The organism is Komagataeibacter diospyri (assembly GCF_006538165.1).
Classification (GTDB): Bacteria; Pseudomonadota; Alphaproteobacteria; order Acetobacterales; family Acetobacteraceae; genus Komagataeibacter; species Komagataeibacter diospyri.
This window is the reverse complement of sequence record NZ_BDLU01000068.1, coordinates 1-15,778: the sequence shown is the minus strand read 5'-3', so window position 1 is coordinate 15,778 and position 15,778 is coordinate 1. Positions and strand designations below refer to the sequence as shown.

General features: G+C 58.9%; 10 protein-coding genes and 5 pseudogenes. 7 read left to right on the top strand and 8 right to left on the bottom strand.

The features are described from left to right. Window positions 1-63: 63 nt before the first annotated feature. Window positions 64-855 carry a segregation and condensation protein A gene (locus MSKU9_RS16240; protein ID WP_141262420.1) on the bottom strand — a complete coding sequence of 264 codons (792 nt, stop codon included), beginning with the start codon at window positions 853-855 and terminating at the stop codon, window positions 64-66. Continuing rightward, window positions 842-2,182, bottom strand: a complete 1,341-nt coding sequence (locus MSKU9_RS16235) for a site-specific integrase (protein WP_193557721.1) — start codon at window positions 2,180-2,182, stop codon at window positions 842-844. Before MSKU9_RS16235 ends, MSKU9_RS16240 begins: the two co-directional genes overlap by 14 nt. Before the next feature lie 944 nt (window positions 2,183-3,126). On the opposite strand from MSKU9_RS16235, the gene MSKU9_RS18960 reads away from it, so the two are divergent. Together MSKU9_RS18960 and MSKU9_RS18650 are read left to right on the top strand one after the other, a co-directional pair. Further along, window positions 3,127-3,963: a site-specific integrase gene (locus MSKU9_RS18960; RefSeq protein ID WP_264371858.1), complete on the top strand. Its 837-nt coding sequence runs from the start codon at window positions 3,127-3,129 to the stop codon at window positions 3,961-3,963. Between the two features lie 8 nt (window positions 3,964-3,971). Beyond that, entirely contained in the window at window positions 3,972-4,187 is a 216-nt protein-coding gene (locus tag MSKU9_RS18650; protein WP_264371857.1) for a 2-dehydropantoate 2-reductase N-terminal domain-containing protein, read from the top strand. A gap of 224 nt (window positions 4,188-4,411) precedes the next feature. Here the strand turns inward: MSKU9_RS18650 and MSKU9_RS16225 are convergent. From MSKU9_RS16225 to tauD, 3 genes and pseudogenes are all read right to left on the bottom strand, one after another. After that, window positions 4,412-4,839 (bottom strand): annotated as a pseudogene (locus MSKU9_RS16225) (helix-turn-helix domain-containing protein); the annotation flags it as partial. A 68-nt stretch (window positions 4,840-4,907) separates the two neighbouring features. Further along, complete coding sequence (locus tag MSKU9_RS16220) at window positions 4,908-6,302, bottom strand: amino acid permease (RefSeq protein ID WP_227002528.1); 1,395 nt, start codon at window positions 6,300-6,302, stop codon at window positions 4,908-4,910. After that, window positions 6,299-7,204 carry a taurine dioxygenase gene (tauD, locus tag MSKU9_RS16215; RefSeq protein ID WP_141262418.1) on the bottom strand — a complete coding sequence of 302 codons (906 nt, stop codon included), beginning with the start codon at window positions 7,202-7,204 and terminating at the stop codon, window positions 6,299-6,301. The genes MSKU9_RS16220 and tauD overlap by 4 nt, the downstream gene beginning before the upstream one ends. A gap of 367 nt (window positions 7,205-7,571) precedes the next feature. On the opposite strand from tauD, the gene MSKU9_RS16210 reads away from it, so the two are divergent. The 4 genes and pseudogenes from MSKU9_RS16210 to MSKU9_RS16190 all read left to right on the top strand — a co-directional run bounded on the left by MSKU9_RS16210 (window position 7,572) and on the right by MSKU9_RS16190 (window position 13,204). Beyond that, entirely contained in the window at window positions 7,572-9,995 is a 2,424-nt protein-coding gene (locus MSKU9_RS16210; RefSeq protein WP_141262417.1) for a TonB-dependent receptor, read from the top strand. 211 nt (window positions 9,996-10,206) lie between these two features. Beyond that, window positions 10,207-10,461 (top strand): annotated as a pseudogene (locus MSKU9_RS18955) (transposase); the annotation flags it as partial. Between the two features lie 57 nt (window positions 10,462-10,518). Next, window positions 10,519-11,472 (top strand): annotated as a pseudogene (locus MSKU9_RS16195) (IS481 family transposase); the annotation flags it as partial. A 662-nt stretch (window positions 11,473-12,134) separates the two neighbouring features. Then, window positions 12,135-13,204, top strand: a protein-coding gene (locus MSKU9_RS16190; RefSeq protein ID WP_141262416.1) for an IS630 family transposase whose coding sequence is annotated in 2 segments (ribosomal slippage) — window positions 12,135-12,621 and window positions 12,621-13,204 — 1,071 coding nt in all. Because the reading frame shifts where the segments join, the coding sequence is not laid out codon by codon here. Between the two features lie 83 nt (window positions 13,205-13,287). On the opposite strand, the gene MSKU9_RS16185 is transcribed toward MSKU9_RS16190, so the two are convergent. Continuing rightward, entirely contained in the window at window positions 13,288-14,193 is a 906-nt protein-coding gene (locus tag MSKU9_RS16185) for a LysR family transcriptional regulator (RefSeq protein ID WP_141262415.1), read from the bottom strand. 211 nt (window positions 14,194-14,404) lie between these two features. On the opposite strand from MSKU9_RS16185, the gene MSKU9_RS16180 reads away from it, so the two are divergent. Then, window positions 14,405-15,016, top strand: a complete 612-nt coding sequence (locus MSKU9_RS16180; RefSeq protein ID WP_141262414.1) for an NAD(P)H-dependent oxidoreductase — start codon at window positions 14,405-14,407, stop codon at window positions 15,014-15,016. 23 nt (window positions 15,017-15,039) lie between these two features. Here MSKU9_RS16180 and MSKU9_RS18640 read toward each other — a convergent pair. Together MSKU9_RS18640 and MSKU9_RS16175 are read right to left on the bottom strand one after the other, a co-directional pair. After that, window positions 15,040-15,197, bottom strand: a pseudogene (locus MSKU9_RS18640) (IS5/IS1182 family transposase); the annotation flags it as partial. Next, a pseudogene (locus MSKU9_RS16175) lies at window positions 15,192-15,579 on the bottom strand (Mu transposase domain-containing protein); the annotation flags it as partial. The pseudogenes MSKU9_RS16175 and MSKU9_RS18640, both read right to left, overlap by 6 nt. Window positions 15,580-15,778 lie beyond the last annotated feature (199 nt).

Here is a 15,778-nt window from a genome sequence, read left to right as displayed (position 1 = left end):
GCTACGATAAACTGAAATCGACCTTCCTCGCAGCCGTGCAGTTCGCCTCAATCATCATCCTGCTTAACTGACGACACGCCGTAAGGGAAACGCGACATTATCAATCGATGCCTCTCCCCGTCGCACCAGTTCAAGGCCAGCCACAAACGTAGCCGCAACAGCCGCTCGACGATCAATAGTCCTGTCCGGCCCCCTTAAATCCATCGACGGCATGCACTCTTCCCATATACTGTGGAAAGTTCCATTCTCTATTTTTTTACGGACAAGGGCCAGTGCGTCTGTCACACGCCAGTATGTGGGCAGGTTGATCCGATAAACAGGAACATACGTCTCAACCCGCGCCAGTTCCCGCTCCAGCACACCAAGGCAGGCTTCCATCAGACTGAAATACGTCCCCTGCCTTCCTGAAATGCCGCTCTCCACCACTGCCTTGCCCCGCGCAAAAACCGACACGCCAAACTGTGGCGTGGCCTCCAGCCAGTCCGCCGCCACGCGCATCCGCAGCAGTTCGTCAATCTGATCCACCGTCCGGCGCGCTTCGTTCTCGGCTGCGTGCTTTTCCGCCTGGGTGGCGAACAGCAGCCGCGAGCGCAGGAAAACCAGCCGGGCAATCCAGATCACCCAGTCCGCGCGCTGCATGAGCGGTGTCGTTTGAGCCAGCCGTTCCGCCTCCTCGACAAACTGGGCCGCCAGATCCGCGATGGACAGGACGCCCAAATCCAGACGCTGCCGTTCCGCCAGATCCAGCAGCAGGTCAAGCGGCCCGTCAAACCCCTCAACGTGGAACTCCGGCACCACCGGACGCGGCAGCCGACGCGGCGGATCACCCCAGTCTTCGTCCTCATCTGGCGGCATCGGCGGTCTCCCCGGCGTCCGCCTGCACGTAATGGGGCCGGATGCCGAAAACCAGATCCGGCCAGTCCGCCCGCACCCGCTCCAGCGCCTGCCAGGGCGTCCACTCCGCCGACCAGAAGCTGTAGACCAGCCGGGTGCTGCGGCGGACGCGCTGATCGCGGACGGCTTCGACCTTCACCCGGCGCAACGGCAGCGACGTGCCCCAATGCGCCTGCAGCCAGGCTGCCGCAACGCGGGAGTCCGACCCGGCTTCCAGAACATCGCCTGGAACCGGCACCAGCCGGTGCAGGTCAAACGCGCACGACGGCGTGCCCGCCGCCTGGTGCTGCAGGGCGATATGATGCAGGCGCTCGGATGCCTGGCGCAGCAGACGGGCCAGCGTCACCGCCTGCCCCCCTTTCCCTGCCATGGGTGCGAACAGGCGCGCCTGTTCGTAGTCAAAATCCACCTGCCAGGGGATGACCCCGGGGCCCTGGGCCGCTGCCCTGAACCGGGCCACCGCGTCCGCCGGCCCGCTTACCGTAACCGTCGTCCGGACCCAATCCGGGGCCGGCATAGCCGTGCACCGACGCGCCGCCGTCCCGACTGAGGACTCTGACGGGCGCGCGGACTTCTTCCGGCGCGCCCGTTGGGCCGGGCGATCAGAACGCCCCAACGCCCGGTCCAGCACGAACCGAACCCCGGGCACCGAGAGCGGGTCACCGACGGTGCCATGCGCGTCGATCCCCCGGAACGCCGCCCCCCACCGCAACTGCGCGGCGTCCCGCCAGGCAGCCCAGTGCCGCACCGGACAGATGGCCGGATCCCGGCGCCGCCGCAGCCGACGCAGGTGGTGGCGACCGGACCGCGGCCGCAGCAGGGCGACGGTCATCCCATCCGTCGTGTCGGTGATGTCGTCGATGGTCAGCCGGGCCAGAGCCTCGGCGCCGATGTCCAGCGTGGCTGCCAGCAGCAGCAGGGCCCGATCGCGCAGGCCGGACAGGTCCGGCCCGCAGCGTCGCGCGGCTGCCAGCAGGGAAGCCGCATCGACCCCGGCCCCGGTCCGGCGCACCCGGGTGGCAGGCAGGGCAACATCAAGCCTCTCGCCATTGGCGGCACACCACGCCGTCAGCGCCGCGCGATCCACCACCAGACTCTGTCGGGGTCGCCCAGTCTTCGCCCGGACTTCCAGCCACGCTGTCACTACGGCCGGGCCGACCGGAAAGCAGCAATCGGCTGTCTGGGTCCCGACGAAAGCGTGCCACGACGCTGCGTAGGCCCGTGCCGTGGCAGACGATAGCCCGACCGGCGGCTGGGCCGCCTGCAGCGGTCGGCCGGTCTCAACCATCCTGACCGCCCCCCCGGTTTTCCGCCCTGAAATCCCTGCGGATCGACGCCAGACAGGCGTCCAAAGCGGGCAGCCTGCCCACCCTCAGCGGAAAAACGCGTCTTCCGACATCGACCCGATTAAGGCGGTTTTGTCTCATATAATACGTCGTATCATGTTAATATGTTCTGGAGAACGAAAAAGCGCCTGATCGATCCTGAAAATCGCGGTTTTCCAAGCTTTCTAGCCTCCCCGCTTCCCGCCGGGCAAAATCCGCCCGATCAGACGTCTACTTCCGATAAGTTCTCTTGTCGGAAGTAGGTGAAAAATCCGGAAATGCTTGCTAAGCTATCAAAATGCGCCTGCGTTCGAGCCTTTGCACCACGTCTGTCTGCCTGCCCCTCCCCTGCTGCCCATGTGAGGGCCGGGGACCATATGACCGGGCGAGCCCGTCATGCTGAGCGACGTCCGGATTCTCGGTTCCAACCGGCGGGCGCAGGCGGCGCTGCATGCCCATGTCGACCCGCTGACACGGCAGCGCCTGGCCGAGACACAGGATCCGGCGCGCTGGCGGGAAGTCCTTTCGACCGCGCGCTTTACCCCGCCCCTGCCCCTGCTTCTGGCGGGGATCGAACGGTCGGACGGTACCTATTCCCCGGATACCCCTCTCGCGCAGGGCGTGCCATATGCTGCGGCGGCCCAGCAGATGGCTCAGGACCATGTCGGCGATGCCCCATCGGGGTTTGAACTGGCTGTCGGACTGGAAATCGATGACGGCACGCCCCGCTTCCTGGCCTGGTTCCGGCCGCTCCTGTCCGTAGGGTCCTGTCCCGAGACGTCAGGCGCAGCGCCGCCTGCGCCCGTCGGCCAGCCGGCAGCCACCGTCGCGCAATGGTTTTCCGTCGTCTCGGCACAACCTGTACCCGAACATGATGCCCGCCTTGCCACCGCCCGTCAGGCGGCTGATGCCTATATGCACCGCAGCAAGGCCGGGAACACGCTACGCACCTATCGTGCCGCCATACGGTCCTGGTGCCAGTGGGCTGCTGGCCATGCCCTGCCCGCCCTGGCCTGCCCGCGGCAAAGATGTCGCCGCCTATCTGGCCGACATGGCGCTGCAGGGGCGCAGGACCAGCACCATCGACCTGCACCGTGCCGCCCTGCGCTACCTGCACCACCTGGCCCAGATCGCCGTGCCGACTTCCCATCCGATGGTGATCGCAACCCTCGCTGGCATCCGTCGGGAGGCAAAGGAGGCCCTGCCCCGCCAGAAAACCGCGCTCACCTGGGACAGGCAGGTCCGGGTCGTCGAGGCTATCAATCCGCATGATCTGGTCGGCGCGCGGGACCGGGCCATTCTTCTGCTCGGTTTTGCCGGCGCGTTCCGGCGCTCCGAGCTTGCCGCACTGAAGGTGGACGACATCACGATGGACGAGGATGGCATGCAGATCCGGCTGGGCCGGTCCAAGGGGGATCCCCAGCGCAGGGGCGCGCTGATCGGCATCCCGCGGGGCCTGACCCGGAACTGCCCGGTTCTGGCATACGAGACGTGGCTCCGGCAGGCCGGGATCACGGAAGGTCCGGTCTTCCGGCGTATCTGGTCTGCACGGGGCCACAGGGCGGGAGCTACTCCCGTCGGGGTGCTGCCCAAGATCGGGCCGCACGCCCTGTCGTGTCGGATCGGGCGGTCACGGACATCATCCGCAAACGCTGCGGTGACACCCACCTTGAGGGGGACTTTGGTGGGCACAGCCTGCGCCGCGGCGCCATCACCACAGGGGCAAGAGACGGATATTCCCTGACGGCTGCAATGGACGATTTCGCGCCAGCAGCGGTGGGACCGCAGACACGGATTGTCCCGCTGCTTAACGGCATGCAGCATCTTGATATTCTGGCAGAGCGCTTTGGACCTGCCGCGGTCATGGGGGGCATGTGCTTTATCGTCAGCAGGCTTGATGCGCAGGGGCGCATTGTCCAGACTGAACTGCCCCCGGGTTTACCGGAGAGTAAAACTCTCGGAGGATGAACCCTATGCTAGAGAAGAAGAAAACATCGCGTTATTCGCCTGAGTTCCGTGAGCGCGCCGTGCGCCTTCTGGACGAACATCGATCGGATTACCCGAGCCTATCGGCGGCCTGTCGCGAGATTGGTGGCAAGCTTGGCTGTTCGGGAGACAGCGTGCACGACTGGTGGAAACAGGCGCGGCGAGATGTTGGTGCACAATCGGGACCGGCCACAGCCGAGACGGCACGGATCAAGGCATTGGAACGTGAGGTCGGCCCGATGCGGCTGCAGACTGAAGGCGCTCCAGATCCGGCGGATGGTCGTATGCGACAGGCCGATCTCGGTAGCCATGGAACGGATCGACCAGTGGGTCGCGTCTTTGAGCGTTGTGTTCAGCGTGCGCTCGATGACCTGCGTAACCTGCGCGTCCGACACCGTGCGGGGCCGGCCAGCACGATATTCGTCGGTCAGGCCTTCAATGCCATCTTCGACAAACTGCCGCCGCCATTTGCCGACGGTGTGCTCATGTACCCCCAGCCGTGCAGCAACTTCCTTGCTCTGCAAGCCTTCGGCGCAGAGCAGAACCATCCGGCAGCGATCCGACAATGACCGCGGCACCTTGTGACGCCGGACCTGCCTTCAAGAAACGTCCGCGCCTGCGGACTCAGCACCACCTAACCTGCCTGTCGTCCCGCCATCGTTCTGCTCCCGTCAATCCGACAGAAATATCATATAATGATGCTTATTTCAGTTCCAGGTGACTAGCGTCGTATCGCAATGCGTCATGATTGCTGTGCCTATACGTTCTTTTTCGCTTTAATTTAAAAATAAATCCTGAAGCATAAATCATTGATACAATCATCAACGCAATCAGGCCCTCAAAACGTAGGTTTGGATAAAATGGAATAGATATGAATAGTGATGCCATAATAATGATGCACAACGCCGCCAGAATTTGAGTCCTTCGCCACATAGGATCTATACGCAGGCAGGCCAGGGAGGCCATGAAGTAACAGAACAGGATCAGGTTTCCCGAAGCCCCCAGCAAAACCGTGTAAACATGTGAGGGCGACCATGCGGCCGACAGGATAATCAGGACTTCCAGTGACGTGGTCAGGATAACGGCCATGACCGGCGCACCGCCGGGCGTTGCGCGCGCAAGCAGGGCCGGGGCGCAGCCAAGGCCGGCCAGTTCTCGCAATATGCGCGAGACAACATATTTCGATGAATTAAGGCATGACATGACGGCCATCAGCGTCATGCCAATGGCAACACTTTCCGCAAAGGGAATGTCCAGATAACGCATGACCAGAAGGAAAGGTGAATGACCCGGCACGATCTGCGTCCACGGGCGCAGGCATACGATCATGAGAACGGACCCCAGATAGAACAGCAGCACGATAAAGGGTAGCCGTGTAATGGCACGCTGGATGTTGCGCGCCGGGTCCGCGCTATCTACCGAGGCCACGAAGGCGATCTCGCAGCCGGTAAAGGTCTGCACGATCATGGGGATGACCGCCGGAACCGCCCACGTGCCAAGCGGAAAGAAGCCGCCATGCCCAAGCAGGTTCTCACGTATCTGCCCGCCCGCGTGCGGAGTACGCACCATCCACGCAACGCCCAGCACCATGAAAGCCGCCAGCGCCACCAGCTTGAGAATGGACAGGACAGCCTCGCTCCGGCCGTAGGCGCGCACCGGCAGCATGTTGAGCAGCAGGGCCACGGCGACCAGCCCCATCGAACCCGACAACGGATGAATGCCACACAGGTCACTTATTATCATTCCACCGGCAACCGCCTGCGCGCCGCCCGTCACCACCCATAAAAAGACATAACTCCACCCGGTTACAAAACCGCTGCTCTGCCCAAGCACCGCACCTATGTGGGAAATGAAGGAACCACGCGTATCATGCCGCAGGGTCAGGTCACCCAGCACCAGCATGACGCACCACACGATCGCTCCCGCCCCCAGATAGGATAGCAGCACCGCAGGCCCAGAAGCTGCAATCGTGGCGGAAGTGCCGACGAACAGCCCGGCCCCGATAATCCCACCCACCGAAATCATCGAGACATGCCAGCCCGCCAGCCTGTGCGCGCCCTGTATGACAGGTGACCTGTCCGGTGTGGACGTGGTCATGAAGCCGTGATTCCGGCTGGGCCGAACGGCCGGTCACCCATAATGGTCACACGGTGCATCACGCGCCTGTGAAGACGATAATCATCAACGGCATAATGCTGTGTAATACGATTATCCCAAAACGCCACATCGCCTTCCCGCCACGACCAGCGCATATGAAATTCCGGCCGCGCCACGTGCCGGAAAAGAAACGCCAGCAGGGCTGCGCTTTCCTCGGGTTCCACATCGCAGATTTCCACCGTGAACCCTTCATTGACAAAGATGGCACGCTGTCCCGTTTCGGGATGCACGCGGATGACAGGATGCTCTACCGGCGGATGGCTGTTGCGGGTTTCCATCCAATGGGCACGCTCGTCTTCCGTCCGGCCAAAACGCGACAGGGGAAAGGAACGGGTGAAATCATGCAGGGCGCTCAGACCTTCAAGATGCTGCTTCATGGGGGCGGAAAGGGCCTCATAGGCCGCAGTGGCGCTGGCCCACAGTGTATCTCCACCACCCGCCCGTGGCAGGTCCCGCGCCACCAGAACAGCCCCCAGCGGCGGTGTCGGGGAGAAGGTGACATCCGTATGCCACAGCGCATTATCCCTCAGGTCGTTATGCGCCGTATCGAGCACGATTGCCTGAGGTACTTCCGGCACAGTGGGAAAGACCGGGTGGATATGCAGCGCGCCGAAGTGGCTTGCAAAATCACGATGCTGATGTGGCGTCAGCATCTGTTCACGCATGAACAGTACCTGATGGCGTAGCAGCAGTTCCCTGATATCCTGCGTCGCGGGGACTGAGAGAGGTGCTGCAAGATCAAGGCCATGCACCACCGCCCCTATATGGGGGGACAGGCGTTCCACCACCCAGTCCTGCCGGTTGTGGCGATAGGACCTTAAATCACTATTATTAAACGTCATATCCTCTGAATATGGCGGGAATGACGAAGAAGATAATTTTTCCAATATATTAGCGGAAGATGGTGGGGACATGACTCTGGGCTCCTTCGGCTATCCGAGCATCGTCCCCATGCATAATTACAATTTTTATCGTAAGTCAAATATTATACCAATTTTCTGAATATTTATTTTATCGTTATATAACAACTAGATAGCAACAATATTCGCGTTCTGTTCCTGAAATTCGCTTGGATAAATTTTTCTAGCACGATTTGGTATGTTGAAATTATTTTACGTCGCATATAGACGTGTTTTTTGTAATTGATTGATAAATAACTATTTTTATTAGTTAATTATGCATATCTCAGCCCTGACCAAGAGCGACCCGATGAAACCGACCTATTCTCTTTTCTGGCTGGGGCTGGCAGCCCTGCCGGTCATTGCCATATCACCGGCGGGAGCCACCTCTCTCTCTCCCGATCCGAAAAAACAGCCCGAACATCCGGCGCACGGACATGCGGGACATGCCAACCCGGTCGAGGCGCTGGAAGTCCGCAGCCATCACCTGCTGCGTGGCCCGCAGGTTACACTTTCACGCAAGGTCATGGAACAGCAGGTGCCGGGCACCAACCCTTTGAAAGTTCTGGCCCAGCTTCCCGGCGTGCAATTCCAGTCCGATGACCCGCAGGGGCTCGATACCTATTCAACCCAGCTTTATATGCATGGTTTTGTTCAGAACGAGATCGGCATGACGCTTGATGGCATACCGCTGGGTGAACCGACATTCCGTAATTATAATGGCCTTAACCCCCTGCAGGCCATCTCGGCTGAAAATGTCGAGCGGCTTGATGTCACCCAGAGCGCGGGTACGGAAGCGACGGCCAGTACCAACAACCTTGGTGGTACCATCAATTATGTCTCGGCCAACCCACGAGACCAGACCGGCGGCCAGATCAACCAGACCTTTGGCAGCAATGCCCTGTTCCATTCCTTCTTCCGGTTTGATTCGGGCAGGCTGAACCGTACAGGCACCAAATTTTTCGTATCCTACATGCGCAATGATACCGATAAATGGAAGGGCGGCGGCGACCAGTTCATGCAACAGGTCAACGCCAAGCTGGTCCAGCCCATCGGCACGCAGAGCGAAATCACCGCCTTTTTCGACTGGGACCAACTCCAGATGGTCAATTACCAGGACTACACGCCCAACTGGCTACAGAATAACGGCTATGATCTGGATAATTTTTACGGCCTGCCCAATGCCTGGAACAATGCCTATGCGGCATCGGAGGGGAAATACCCCGCCTCCTACGGCAATGTGCAGGATGCAAAGGATGCCTCCTATTACGAAAGCACAGCCACATCGGGCGATTACTTTGGTGGCATAACCGCAGACCTTGCCCTGACCAACCGGCTACGGTGGAAAACAACGCTGTATGGACATGAGGAAACCGGCCATGGAACTTATGCCAGCCCCTATGCCTGCACGGATGCGACCGCCAGCCCCTGCCCCGTGGCGGATGACACGATCCGCCTGAACGGCGGGCGCATATTTGAACAGGTGCGCAAGCCCACCGTAGAGCGCTTTGGCGGCGTATCGTCATTCAGCTACAATATAGGACATCATGCGCTGTCGGCAGGCGTATGGTACGAGAACAACCATTATTCCACCTACGCCTATGCCTACCAGGAACCCCTGCCCGGCGAGGGCGCGCCACTCGACCCGTTTGGCAGCTTTAATGGCGTGCCGCACCGCACGTTATGGGGGCAGGAATACAATACCAACACCTTTACCGCCTTTGTGCAGGATACATGGCACCCGGTGCGCGCGCTCGCGCTGCATTTCGGGTTCAAATCCATCCTCAGCACGACCCGTGTGGGCGATGCACAAAACTGGTCACTGCGTTTCCCCACGCTAACCACCAATGCCAGCCTGACTACGGCCAAGGCTTTCCTGCCCCATATCAGTGCAGACTGGACCTTGGGCAGGCACCATCAGGTCTTTGTGGACATATCGGAGAACGCGCATACCTACCCGCAATCGGGCTATAATTCGAGCAATGCGCCGATGGCGGTCTCGCAGGCGGCCTATGACTCCGTAAAGAATACCCTGCGCCCCGAAACGGCATGGACCTATGCCATGGGCTATCGCTATACCGACCGACTTGTACAAGGCAGCCTCTACCTGTACCGGACCAATTTCAACAACCGCCTGCAACAGATACTGGCCAATACCGGCGCGGGTGCGATCCTGTCCAACACCACGGCAACAGTACAAAATGTGGGTGGTGTCACCATGAATGGCGTGGATGCCGGTCTTACTTTTACGCCGCTGCGTGGCCTGGCCCTGTTCAACAGTGTCAGTTACAATCATTCAGTCTATGACCAGAACATCAGTAGTGGCGGCGTAACCTACCATACCCGCAACCGTCAGGTCGTAGCCTACCCCAAATTCATGTACAAATCACGCCTGTCCTATGACTGGCATGATTTCCAGGCATATATCGATGCTCAATATTACAGTAGCCGCAGTTTTGATTATGTAGGCGACTACAAGATCGCCCCTTACTGGATGAGTGATCTCGGCATGTCTTACACCTTCCGCAACGTGAGTCTTGCGCGTAAAGGCTATTCCGTGCATAGGATCGTGCTGTCCTTCAACATCTACAATCTGGCCAATACGCATTATGTCTCCACCATGGGACAAAACGGCTTTACCATGGACAATACAAATGGGAATGCATTTAATAACCAGTCCATTCTGTTAGGTGCGCCACGCCAGTTTTTTGGCTCTATCAAGGCCGAGTTCTAGCACTACAGTTGAGTTTTGATGCGAGATATGATTCCATGTGTTGGTATTGAACGGAACAGGATGACAGATGGCGCGTCTATTGAGGAGACGCTGTCGCTGACGGTTGAGAGATTACGGTCGGTCAAGGAAAAAATACGTCCCCTGTTTGGTCACGATTGGGTTGCCGTCTCAGCGGAGCATTATCTGAAAACGCTCCTGGGCAATCTGCTGCACAAGACGGGCTGGCAAGATCACGAACTATCAGGTTGGTGTGTTTACAGCCTATATCTCTTCACAGGGTCATGCTTTCGTGGATCGCACCCTGTATCTTCCCAAAGCCTGGGCATCGGATCCGGTACGGCTGTCTGCGGCCTCTGTTCCTGCGGACGTAACGTTTGCAACCAAACCCTCTCTGGCCCGACAGATGATCGAACGCGGTCTGCAGGTCGGTCTTCCCTTCAAATGGGTCGCTGCTGGTAGTGTCTATGTGTTTAGTCCCGGGCTTTGATGGTGTGATATTTTCACGTGAGTGGAAGGAAGCATTATGGGACAGATACGTCATGGCAGCGCCACGACCACGCACGCGGTGCGAGCAGCAATACAGCGATCGCAGGCTTCGCTCGCGGCGCTGAGCAAGGGGTTCGGGATCAACCCGAAAACAGTTGCAAAATGGCGGAAGCGTCAGACTGTCGAAGACCAGAAGACGGGACCAAAAGAGCCCCGATCAACGGTCCTGTCCGAGACGGACGAAGCGATGATCGTGGCCTTTCGTCGGCATACCTTACTGCCGTTGGACGATTGCCTTTATGCGTTGCAGGCCACCATTCCGCACCTGACACGCTCAGCGCTGCATCGCTGTCTTCAGCGTCACGGGATTTCACGCCTGCCTGATATCGAAGGAGACAAGCCGAAACGGCAGCCCTTCAAGCGCTATCCGATTGGTTTTTTCCATATCGATATTGCCGAAGTTCAGACTGCCGAAGGAAAGCTTTACCTTTTCGTCGCCATAGACCGCACAAGCAAGCTTGCAGTGGTGCAACTTGCAGACAAAGCCAACAGAAGAACGGCCTGGGAGTTTCTCGAATATCTTCTGCGCATCGTCCCTTATCGGGTTCATACCATCCTGACGGACAACGGCATCCAGTTCGCTGAGCAGCCCCGCAACCGGGACACGGCATGGTCACGTTCCATGCGTTTCGACATGATCTGCAAGGCCAACGGGATCGAGCATCGCCTGACAAAACCCAATCACCCGTGGACCAATGGTCGGGTCGAGCGAATGAACCGCACAATCAAGGAAGCCACTGTCAAACGGTTCCATTATGACAGCCATGAGCAGTTGAGGATGCACCTCAATGACTTTATGGCCGCGTATAATTTCGGGCGAAGGCTCAAGACACTCAAAGGCCTCACGCCCTATGAATACATCTGCAAGATCTGGACTTCAGAGCCAGAAAGATTCATCGTCAATCCAACCCATCAAATCCCAGGACTAAACATCTATGGCGTAGGGGAAATCGAAATGAACCTGCGCCATGCCATAAAAGGGTATGTTCTGGGGGGCAGGCAGTCACTGGTTCAACTCCTGGGGCCTGGGAGAGAGACCGGTTGCAGGAGAAGTCCGTGATATCGCCCCGGACGCTCCAGAAGAAGACTGGGTCTCCCTGCAGCCGGACACGGGACGAAAGGCGATCATCAGTATGACTGGCTGTGGTGTCCGCTCGCCTATACCCCGGCCGACAACAGAACCTGGATTCGGGGACTCCTTGTGCGCCGGAACCCAGCCGATGGGAACCTTGCATACTTCACTGTCTGGTGCCCATCAGGAACGACGCCTGAAAAGCTGGCTCAGGTCGAAGGCACGCGATGGCGGATCGAAGAGAGGTTTATAACGGCCAAAAATGAATTCGGCCTCGATCACAATGAAACCCATTCCTGGCACGGCTGGCAGCAGCCCAGCCCCCTTTGGGGGGGGGGGGGCGAGCACTGGGGAGATATACCGGCCTTACGAATTAGAGCCGAGATCAAGCCCCCAAACGCAGATTGCACGCATCATCGCTGATCTTTGAGGGATAATACCAAAGGATGTAGCCCCTGACTCGTATGTGAAGTGACGAACGGAGTTGGCTCTGATTCTCTTGCTGCGGGAGGAACTGGCTGATGACGAGGGCGGTGAAGCTACGGGATGACTATTCGGCCTCTGACCTGAGGCGGCTTGCGGCGCGCAGTCGGCATGCGAATGCTGCGCGCCGGCTTCTGGCCCTGGCGGCGATCCGTGACGGGGCAAACCGCACCGATGCAGCCCGCGTAGGTGGCATGGACCGCCAGACATTGCGAGACTGGGTTCACCGTTTCAATGCCGAAGGGCCCGATGGCCTGCGCGACTATCAGCACGCGGGGCCGGCCTGCCGTCTGAATGCCGCACAGCAGGCCGAATTGAAGGCGCTGGTCGAGGCGGGCCCGGATCGACAGCGCGATGGCGTGGTGCGCTGGCGCCGCGTCGATCTGCAACGCGTGATCGAAGAGCGCTTCGGCGTCGTCTATCATGAGCGTCACGTATCCACCCTGCTGAAACGGCTTGGTTTTTCCCATGTCAGCGCCCGGCCGCGTCATCCGGGGCAGGATCCTGCCGTCATGGAGGCATTCAAAAAAACTTCCCCCGCATCCTGAGCGCCCACACCGGCCATCTGCCGAAGGGAAAGCCGATCGAGATCTGGTTCCAGGACGAGGCCCGGATCGGCCAGAAGAACGGCATCGTCCGGCAATGGGCCCGGCGAGGCACGCGGCCACGCCAGCCAGCCGACCAGCGCTACGACAATGCCTGGCTGTTCGGGGCGATCTGCCCGGCGCGCGGCAAAGCCGCTGGCCTGGCGCTCCCATTCACCGGCACGGCCAGCATGCAACTGCATATCGAGGAAATCTCGCGTTACGTGGCACGGGGCGCCCACTCGGTCGTCCTGCTCGATCGCGCCGGATGGCATACTACGCCCAGGCTCAAAATGCCCCGCAATGTCAGCCTGATCTTCCTACCGTCCCGTGCTCCCGAACTGAACTCGGTCGAGAATCTCTGGCAATTCCTGTGCGCCAACTGGTTGTCCAATACCGTCTTTGACGGCATTGAGCACATCATCGACGCCGCCTGTTCCGCCTGGAACAACCTTGCCGACCTGCCGGAAACCATCCGATCCATCGGTCTCAGAAAGTGGGCTCATACAGGTCAGTCTCTATAACCGTTGGTATGAGATGGCCTCACATTGGTTTATGCGATCCAGGAGTCGAAGCGACCGATAGAGGATACGGAAATGGTGCTTCTTCATCTCCGTTTCATAAATTCCTGAAGCTTAGGCATCATGAAATCAAGGAACACCCGGATGCGATAAGGCATTCGTGTTCCACCAAGATAAAGGGCATGAATGTCTTCGACATCCCCATGCCCTGCGTCGGCCAGTACTTCTGTCAGCCGCCCCGCCTCCACATCATCGCGCACATGATAGTCACCAAGGCGAGCCAATCCCGCTCCGGCGACTGCCATGCGACGCACCGTCTCCCCGTTATTCGCCAGCAGGCTGCCACTTATGAGGCGATCCACGATCCTTCCGCCATCCCGTAAAGGCCAGATCGGAGCGGCGCGACGGAAATTGAAACCGAGGCAGTTATGATGATCCAGATCCTCAATCTTTTCTGGCACCCCATGCTGTTCCAGATAGCCGGGTGCTGCGACAATCATTCGACGGGCAGTCCCCACCTTGCGAGAAGTCAGGCTGCTATCGGTCAATGGACCGACCCTGAAAGCCACATCTGTCCGATCAAGGTATAGGTCCACGATTTCATCTGAAAGCGACATATCAACGATAATATTGGGGTACCGCCGCCAGAACTCAGGCAGGAACGGTTCGACACCGAGAACGCCGAACGCAACCGACGCATTGACGCGCACCTTACCCCCGGTACTGTCCCCGCCCTGGCTGATCTCCTGTTCGATGTCGTGCAGGTCTGACAGAAGGGCCGTTCCCCTCTCGTGAAGCAGCCGGCCTTCATCCGTGAGAGACAGACGACGGGTTGAACGCTCCACCAAACGAACGCCCAGCCGATCCTCCATCCGACCAATCAGTTTACTGACCGTCGAAGGACTCATCAGGAGTTGACGGGCTGCCTCGGAAAAACTGCCTGTCTCAATGACCCGAACGAAGACCTGCATCTCCCACACACGATTATCCATCGTATCCGCCTATATGTGAACTCCATTCAAAAGTCATATGGAGAATTAGCCTATTATCAAGCCGGCTTATGCACTGCATGATTAAATCAGGAATGCAACAAATCGGCCGGCCGAAGCAGGGACCCTCTCACCACGGCAAGTCCCATCTGGGACAGCAGCCCATGTTGTATCCGTATCTATCTGTTTTTACGAATTTTTGGAACATTATCTGATGAAAAACATTCTGCTTTTGAATGGTGGCAAGGTGTTCGCCCACTCTTATAGTCGTCTGAACGATACGCTGCATGACGTCGCCCTCGAACTCCTCTCGGACACGGGTTTCAGCATTCGCCAGACGAAGATTGACAGCGGCTACGACATTCAAACTGAAGTCGAGAACATCCTGTGGGCGGATTTGGTCATCTATCAGATGCCGGGCTGGTGGATGGGCGCACCATGGACCGTCAAGAAATATGTGGATGAAGTCTTCACAGCCGGTCATGGCTCGCTTTATGCCAATGACGGGCGCAGCCGCTCCCATCCTGAACGCAAATATGGATCAGGTGGCCTGCTGGAAGGAAAGCATTACATGCTCTCCCTGACATGGAACGCCCCGGAAGAAGCCTTTGTCGATCCGGCGCAGTTCTTCGAAGGTAAGGGCATCGACGGAATTTACTTCCCATTCCACAAGACCAACGAGTTCCTGGGCATGGCACCGCTTTCAACATATCTCGCGACGAACGTCATCAAGGAGCCGCACGTTGGCGAGACGATCGCGCGTTATCGCGACCATCTGGCCGAGGTTCTGGGCTTCGTTCTACCGAAGGGTGGCACTGAATCGTAATGCGGATCGCAGGATCTTCCGGGCAGTCCGCCGCGGGACCGTTCGATGGCCTGATCTGTGCACCTTTTTTACGGGTGCCCGCACTATGCTGGCGAGCACGGATAATCGTGCTGTCGATCATCATGTATTCGTTATCATGGTTAGCAGCCTGATGCCGGAAAATCCGTTCGATCACATGCGAACACGTGATGATCCGGTCATGCACGCACAAAACCTGCCCTTCGGCGATAATGCGCAGCCTGTCGGGATAAACCCGCAGGCTGACCGGACGATTGGCAAAGGAGGCCGGCACGCTATAGCGGTTGCATGGACATCGGCGATGGTCCGGGCCAGTTCGATATGCTGCAGCCGTTCCCGGCAGTCCAGGCAGCGGGCTTCCAGCCAGGCATTCAGCGTCACCAGATCCGCAAAGGCAGGCAGATCCTGCCAGATATGGCGCCGTGCATCCCGCACGGTCTTCTCGATCTGCCCCTTCTCCCATCCGGCTGCCGGATTGCAGAAGGTCGCCTCGACAGATAATGGCTGGCCAGAGCCATGAAGCGCAGGTTGACCTGGCGCGCCTTCTGCCGTCTCGATGATCCGTCCCAATTCCTGCACGTTCGTAATTCCCTTGGCGGCGATCACACCGTGTTCCGCCAGATGCCCGTCTTAGTGAACATTATGGAATGCTGCGGGCCACTCTGAGGTAACCATCCGGCGAGAGACGCGGGCGTGATCAGGCAGCGACGTTATTCTCGCCTTGAGCAATGGGTTTCCAATGCC

Bases quoted from the DNA above. Each gene is read 5' to 3' on its own strand.
- tauD (WP_141262418.1), bottom strand. From the start codon at position 7,204: ATGACGTTTAATAATAGTGATTTAAGGTCCTATCGCCACAACCGGCAG.
- MSKU9_RS16220 (WP_227002528.1), bottom strand. From the start codon at position 6,302: ATGACCACGTCCACACCGGACAGGTCACCTGTCATACAGGGCGCGCAC.
- MSKU9_RS16240 (WP_141262420.1), bottom strand. From the start codon at position 855: ATGCCGCCAGATGAGGACGAAGACTGGGGTGATCCGCCGCGTCGGCTG.
- MSKU9_RS16210 (WP_141262417.1), top strand. From the start codon at position 7,572: ATGAAACCGACCTATTCTCTTTTCTGGCTGGGGCTGGCAGCCCTGCCG.
- MSKU9_RS16235 (WP_193557721.1), bottom strand. From the start codon at position 2,182: ATGGTTGAGACCGGCCGACCGCTGCAGGCGGCCCAGCCGCCGGTCGGG.
- MSKU9_RS18650 (WP_264371857.1), top strand. From the start codon at position 3,972: ATGGACGATTTCGCGCCAGCAGCGGTGGGACCGCAGACACGGATTGTC.
- MSKU9_RS16185 (WP_141262415.1), bottom strand. From the start codon at position 14,193: ATGGATAATCGTGTGTGGGAGATGCAGGTCTTCGTTCGGGTCATTGAG.
- MSKU9_RS16180 (WP_141262414.1), top strand. From the start codon at position 14,405: ATGAAAAACATTCTGCTTTTGAATGGTGGCAAGGTGTTCGCCCACTCT.
- MSKU9_RS18960 (WP_264371858.1), top strand. From the start codon at position 3,127: ATGCCTATATGCACCGCAGCAAGGCCGGGAACACGCTACGCACCTATC.